Origin of the sequence: Marinobacter sp. R17 (assembly GCF_003789045.1) — a bacterium.
Taxonomy (GTDB): domain Bacteria; phylum Pseudomonadota; class Gammaproteobacteria; order Pseudomonadales; family Oleiphilaceae; genus Marinobacter_A; species Marinobacter_A mangrovi.
In genome coordinates, this window is the sequence record NZ_RHGZ01000049.1 from 1 (window position 1) to 6353 (window position 6353).

At 56.7% G+C, this 6353-nt stretch carries 5 protein-coding genes and 1 tRNA gene; 2 read left to right on the forward strand and 4 right to left on the reverse strand.

Going from position 1 to position 6353, the window contains the following annotated elements; all coding sequences use genetic code 11:
- Positions 1 to 170: 170 nt before the first annotated feature.
- From EB809_RS20665 to EB809_RS20680, 4 genes are all read right to left on the reverse strand, one after another.
- Positions 171 to 1535 carry a phosphomannomutase gene (locus tag EB809_RS20665; protein WP_123636750.1) on the reverse strand — a complete coding sequence of 455 codons (1365 nt, stop codon included), beginning with the start codon at positions 1533 to 1535 and terminating at the stop codon, positions 171 to 173.
- Positions 1536 to 1582: 47 nt separating this feature from the next.
- A complete protein-coding gene (locus EB809_RS20670) occupies positions 1583 to 3040 on the reverse strand; it encodes a mannose-1-phosphate guanylyltransferase/mannose-6-phosphate isomerase (RefSeq protein WP_123636751.1) in 1458 nt (485 codons plus the stop codon).
- Between the two features lie 430 nt (positions 3041 to 3470).
- Positions 3471 to 3950, reverse strand: a complete 480-nt coding sequence (bfr, locus tag EB809_RS20675; protein WP_123636752.1) for a bacterioferritin — start codon at positions 3948 to 3950, stop codon at positions 3471 to 3473.
- 161 nt (positions 3951 to 4111) lie between these two features.
- The gene (locus EB809_RS20680; protein ID WP_123636754.1) at positions 4112 to 4318 is read right to left on the reverse strand and encodes a bacterioferritin-associated ferredoxin; all 207 of its coding nucleotides are present in this window, start codon (positions 4316 to 4318) and stop codon (positions 4112 to 4114) included.
- 479 nt (positions 4319 to 4797) lie between these two features.
- Between EB809_RS20680 and EB809_RS20685 the strand changes: the two genes are divergently transcribed.
- Together EB809_RS20685 and EB809_RS20690 are read left to right on the forward strand one after the other, a co-directional pair.
- Positions 4798 to 4874, forward strand: a tRNA-Arg gene (locus tag EB809_RS20685).
- A gap of 282 nt (positions 4875 to 5156) precedes the next feature.
- Complete coding sequence (locus tag EB809_RS20690; RefSeq protein WP_123636753.1) at positions 5157 to 6245, forward strand: UvrD-helicase domain-containing protein; 1089 nt, start codon at positions 5157 to 5159, stop codon at positions 6243 to 6245.
- Positions 6246 to 6353 lie beyond the last annotated feature (108 nt).

The following is a 6353-nucleotide window of genomic DNA, read 5'->3' on the forward strand; positions in this document are numbered from 1 at the left end:
ACGCTCCACGCTTCCTCCCCACGGTCGGTCGCCCTTCCGCAGTTGCGCTTCACTTCGCTCGCTGTGGCCAGCTCACGGGAGGACTTGCACCTCCAGGAGTGCGCCCGTGCCGGGCGCACAAAAAAAGCCCCGCAGTTGCGGGGCTTTGTCCTATAAGGATCCGGTAGAGATCAGGCCACGTTCGCAGCGTTGAGCTCTTCCATTTCCTTGAGCAACTGCTCGGTCTTGGCTTCCATCAGCGCCTTGTCGCCGCGGGATTCCACATTCAGACGCACGACAGGCTCGGTGTTGGACATGCGCAGGTTGAAGCGCCAGTCCTTGAACGCCACGCTCAGACCGTCCACATGACTCACCGACTCCGCATCGGCGCTGTACTTGTCTTCGATGGCCTTGATCACCGCCGCCGGGTTATCGATGGTGCGGTTGATCTCACCGCTGGCCGGATAGGCGTCGATTCGCTCATCGATCAGTGACGACAGCGTCTGCCCGGATTGGCTGATGCGCTCGGCCAGCAGCAGCCAGGGGATCATGCCGCTGTCGCAGTAGGCAAAGTCACGGAAATAGTGGTGCGCACTCATCTCGCCGCCATAGATGGCGTCCTCGGCGCGCATGCGTTCCTTGATGAAGGCGTGACCGGTCTTGCTCTCGACCGCCCGGCCGCCAGCCTTTTCCACCAGATCCTGGGTGTTCCACACCAGGCGCGGATCGTGGATCACGGCACCCCCGCCCTGCTTGTGCAGGAATTGGTCCGCCAGCAGGCCAACGATGTAATAGCCCTCGATAAAGCGGCCGTTCTCATCCCAGAAGAAACAGCGGTCGTAGTCACCGTCCCACGCAATGCCCATATCCGCCTGGTTGGCTTTGACCGCCTGCTCGGTCACCGCGCGATTCTCGGTCAGGATCGGGTTGGGCACGCCGTTGGGGAAGCTTCCGTCCGGTTCGTTCTGCAGCTTGATGAAGCTGAACGGCAGACGCTTCTCGAGCTTGTCGATCACTCGGCCGGCACCACCGTTGCCAGCGTTGACGGTAATCGCCAGGGGCTTGAGGCTGGCCCCATCAACGTAGCCCAGCAGGTGCTCGATGTAATCGTCTTCCGCGGCCAGCTTGTGGTAAGTACCGCGCTGACCGGCGTCCTCAAACGGTTCGTCCAGGCGGTCGTGAATGTCACGCAGGCCGGTGTCGTTGCTGATCGGTTTGGAGTCTTCCCGTACCAGCTTCATCCCGTTGTAGTCTTTCGGGTTGTGGCTGGCGGTGACCATGATGCCGCCGTCCATCTTGTAATGGCTGGTGGCGAAGTAAACCTGCTCGGTCCCGCACAGGCCGATGTCGTAGACGTCCGCGCCGGCAGCCATCAGGCCTTTGCTGAGCGCCTCGGCCATTTCCGGGCTGGACAGGCGGATGTCGTAGCCGACGATCACTTTCTTCGCGCCGGTCACGGCCACGTAGGCGCGTCCAATGCGCTCGGCCAGTTCCGGATTGAGTTGGTCGGGAATACGGCCCCGGATGTCATAGGCCTTGAAGCATGAATAAGCCATCAATATCTCCTTTGACTGGCATCGTTAAATCGCTGTGACGGCGCCCTTCAGATCGACTCTGAGGACGCCGGAGTGGCCGTCTCGTTACCCGCCGTAGCGGTGCGGCCGTAGTTGTCCTGCAAGCGCTCGATATCGTCCTCACCGAGATAGGCGCCGGATTGTACCTCAATCAGTTCGAGCGGTATCTTGCCCGGGTTCGCGAGCCGGTGAACGGCCCCGATCGGGATATAGGTGGACTCGTTTTCGGTCATCAGGAAGGTGTCGTCGTCCCGGGTCACCTCCGCCGTACCGCTCACCACGATCCAGTGCTCGGCCCGGTGATGGTGTTTCTGCAGCGACAGCTGCTCACCCGGTTTCACCGAGATCCGTTTCACCTGGAACCGGTCACCGCCATCGACGCTGTCATAGCTGCCCCAGGGCCGGTAGACCTCACGATGGGCATCCACTTCGGGGCGCTTTTTCGCCCGCAGCTTTTCCACCATCGCCTTCACTTCCTGCACCCGGTGGCGCCGGGCGACCAGTAATGCGTCCCGGGTATCGATGACTACCAGATCGTTCACGCCCAGCATGGCCACCAGGCGATCCTTCGAATGCACCAGACAGCCCTGCGACTGCTCCAGGCAGGCCTCGCCGACCACCACATTCTGCTGGTCGTCCTGGACCTGAGACTCCCAGTAAGCCGCCCAGGAACCCAGATCGCGCCAGCCGGCGTCCATCGGAACCACCACGGCGCTGTCCGTCTTTTCCAGGACCGCCCGATCCACCGAGTCATCCGGGCAGTGCTCGAAGATCTCGGACGGGATCCGGGAAAACTCCAGGTCCTGCCAGACGTGACGAAACGCCAGCTGACAGGTGTCGTAGATGTCGGGACTGTGCTTTTTCAGCTCATCGAGATAGCGGTCGGCGCGGAACATCACCATACCGCTGTTCCAGAAATGGCCGCCGTTGGCCAGCAGGCTCTCGGCGGTGGCGTGATCCGGCTTCTCGGTGAAATGGCTGACGCGAAAAACGCCCTCGCCCACCGCCTTGTCCGGCTCGGCACCGATGTAGCCGTAGTCGGTCTCCGGCCCCGTCGGTAGCACGCCGAACAGCACCAGCGAGCCGGCCTGCGCCGCCGTTTCGCCGCGCGCCAGGGCGGCCCGGAAGGCCTGCTCATCGCTCACGTGGTGATCCGCCGGCAGCACCAGCATGATCGCCTCCGGATCCGAAGCCGCCACCTGCAACGCCGCCATGGCGATCGCCGGCGCGGTATTGCGGCCAAACGGCTCCAGCAGGATGGCCGACGGCTCGCAGCCAATGGCGGAAAGCTGCTCACTGAGGATGAATCGATGCTGGTTACCAGCCACGATCAGCGGCGCCGAAACGCCATCCGAGGGCAGGCGGGACAACGTTTTCTGCAACAGGCTCTGCTCACCCGCCAACTGCAGAAACTGCTTGGGGTATGCTTCACGGGACAGCGGCCACAGGCGTGAACCGGTGCCGCCGGATAGAATCACAGGAATCATGTGGGTAGCCCTCCCTGAACGACCTCGCCTCCTGACTGCCGCGAGGATGGTCATACTGCCAATGGCATGTGACAGCCCGATGCCATCGGTGCGACATGGGTTTGGCGGGCGACGCGTATTCGGCGCCCCGCCAGCCCCTCATCACGAAACGATTCAATATCCGTGCCTCCAGCCCGCCCAAACGGCCTGCTGGCGACAACGCCCATCGATAATACATAGGAATTCAACGGTCTGACCGAACATTAAAAAGAGATAAAGACCGGGCAATGCCGGCACGGCGGCTTTTGGGGAAAGCGGGGAGAGCACAAAGGCTGGGCAGTGGCCCTAAAAGTGGCCGGGAATCAGGGGATCGTTCGGGGAATCGAAACAGCGGGGAAAGCACAAGGTGACCGCCAAGGGGGCGGCACCTTGTAATCAACCGGACGGCTGATCAGCCATCGGCGTGGGCACTTTGCAGCTGGATGTAGTTCTGCACACCCATCTTGTCGATCATGTCCAGCTGGGTTTCCAGCCAGTCGATGTGCTCTTCTTCACTGTCCAGGATCGACCGGAACAGCGCACGGCTGGTGTAATCCTTGATGTCCTCGCAGTAGCCGATGGCTTCCTTGAGGTCCTTGTGGGCGATCTGCTCAAGCTTCAGGTCGCACTCGATCATTTCCTTGACGTCTTCGCCAATCAGCAGCTTGTTAAGATCCTGCAGATTGGGCAGTCCCTCGAGGAACAGGATGCGCTCGATCAGTTGATCGGCGTGCTTCATCTCGTCGATGGATTCCTCGTACTCCTTCGCCGCCAGGTGGGTGATCCCCCAATCCTTGTACATCCGCGAATGGAGAAAGTACTGGTTGATCGCCGTCAGCTCATTGGCGAGAACCTTGTTGAGGTACTGGATGACCTTCTTATCACCCTTCATGACTGCGAACTCCTTTCCTGATGCGTGGAATCAACAGGATAGACGGAAACGGCGCAATAAAAAATCGCAGCGGATAATGATTCGCAGTGTTAGCGGAGAGTCAGACGCAGACAGCGCCCTTCAATGGCGAGAAACGCGGAGAACTGCCTGAGAAAGCATCCTCAGGCAGGTTGGGCCAGCATTGCGGCCAGATTCATATAATCTTCGGACTGACACTCACGCAGAATTTCACGAGCCGTTGCCGCACAGCGCCCACATTGACGCCCGACACCCATTTCCTTGCCCAACTGCCGCATGGAACGACATCCATCCTCGGCCGCCTTGCGAATCTGACGGTCGGTCACCCCATGACAAAGACATACGTACATATAGGCGATACTCATAGGCACTGTTAATGTTGTTGATAATTATTGTTATTAGCGAATGAAAATTCAACCCCTTTGCCTGATTTTTGTGTAACGGATAACCAGTAGGGTGTTTCCGGTGCATTCCGCCTCACGGGGCTGGACAGACTGGCGACTCACACGTAAGATTGCGCACTCGAAATCGGCGCCTCGCGCTGTTTTTCGTTCCGCCCGTAGCTTTTATGCTGGGAGCGAAGCGAGCAGTGCAGCTGAGTCGTGCGCAGCACGACCGGTCAATGCGTTTCTCGAGTTCAAAAAGTTTACCGCCCGTAGCTCAGCTGGGCGGAAGCGGATAACGCGGAAGCGAAGCTTTCGCCCGCTGGAGCGGCCGCCGCGATGCAACGCGGCGGACTGGACCCGAAAGGGGAGCGTGACACGCTCTATCCAGTACACCGCAAACTGAGCCGGACTCTTCATCTTTCGGAGTCTGAACAAGTTGATAACCGCCCGTAGCTCAGCTGGATAGAGCGTTGCCCTCCGGAGGCAAAGGTCATAGGTTCGAATCCTATCGGGCGGGCCATTTAATTCAATAAAAACAAAGCATTGAAAGGTAAGCCACCTCTCTGTTTGCTGCGCTAAAAAATACAGTGCAACTTTGGTGCAACCTCAGCACCCCTCCTCGTTTCAGATTTTGCATCTTTTTAAATAAGCATCGTCACACTTGCCAATTCCGCTGCTAAAGTTCTCTGACTACTTCTAACGCTTTGCTAGCGCTAGAAAAAGTCGAAAGTTGAATCTGAAAGCGCTACCCGTAAACGCGCAATAGCATTTACGGGCGCTTCTTGAGAACGGAATCTATAGCATGCGCTGTTTAAAAAATGTAAAACCGACCCCTGAACAACTCAAAATCGTATCTCGGAATCGCCCTGGCGTAGAAGTAATAAGGGGGGCTGCGGGAAGCGGAAAAACCACCACTGCTATTTTGAGGCTGAATTCCCTCGTAGAATTCGTAAAAAGCCGAAGAACTAGAACGGGCAATACGGATCCAGTAAGAATTCTTCTTCTTACCTATAACCGAACCCTTCGAGGCTACGTAAATGAGTTGGTCGAGGATCAAGTAGCGCGAGAGAAGAAAGTTGAGTTCACAATTAATACTTTTAGTAAATGGGCTGTAGACCTAACCGGGCACAAGCATATAGTGCCGCATGGCCGGAGAGCGACCATCATCGAAAGCCTAGGGAAAAAGCTTAACTATCCCCTGGACTTCCTGATTTCTGAGGTCGAATACTTGATGGGCAGATTTTCGCCCGATAATTTAGATGAATATCTAACTGCTAGGCGGGATGGCAGGGGAACAACCCCGAGGGTAGAAAAAGCTCAACGCCATACGATTCTTGAAGAGGTGGTTAAGCCATATCAGGATTGGTTGAGCAGCAATAATTTAATTGATTGGAACGATCTCGCTCTCGCCGCAATAAACAATGTTCAAAGCCAAAAGTACGACATAGTTATTGTCGACGAAGCACAGGATTTTTCAGCCAATCAGATTCGTGCGATAACTCAACATATTGCCGATGTTAGCTTCCTAACATTCGTTCTTGATACAGTCCAAAGAATCTATGCTCGAGGCTACACATGGGCTGAGACTGGCTTAACTATCAGACCAGAGAATTCTTGGCGTCTTGGCCGGAATTACAGGAACACGAAGCAAATTGCTCAATTTGCCGCAGCGTTGGTACAGCAGATCCCCGTCGATGACGACAGTACGCTGCCAGATTTCGAAGCATCTGAGCGTGATGGGAAGCTGCCTCAAGTATTAAAGGGGAAATTCTCAGATCAACTCAATTACGCTATCGCTGAAATTCAAAAAAATGTAGATCTTGATTCTGAATCTGTCGCTTTTTTGCACCCTCTTGGTTGGTTCAACCACACTAACCCGGATTTCTCATAGCGACCCAGCAAGTCTCGCAGGCTGGGTAGATTAGCGCCATGACCGCTCAGCTGCGGGCGTGATTGCCTAATAATTGGTCAATTTCTGTTATCCGGACACACTGCCCCC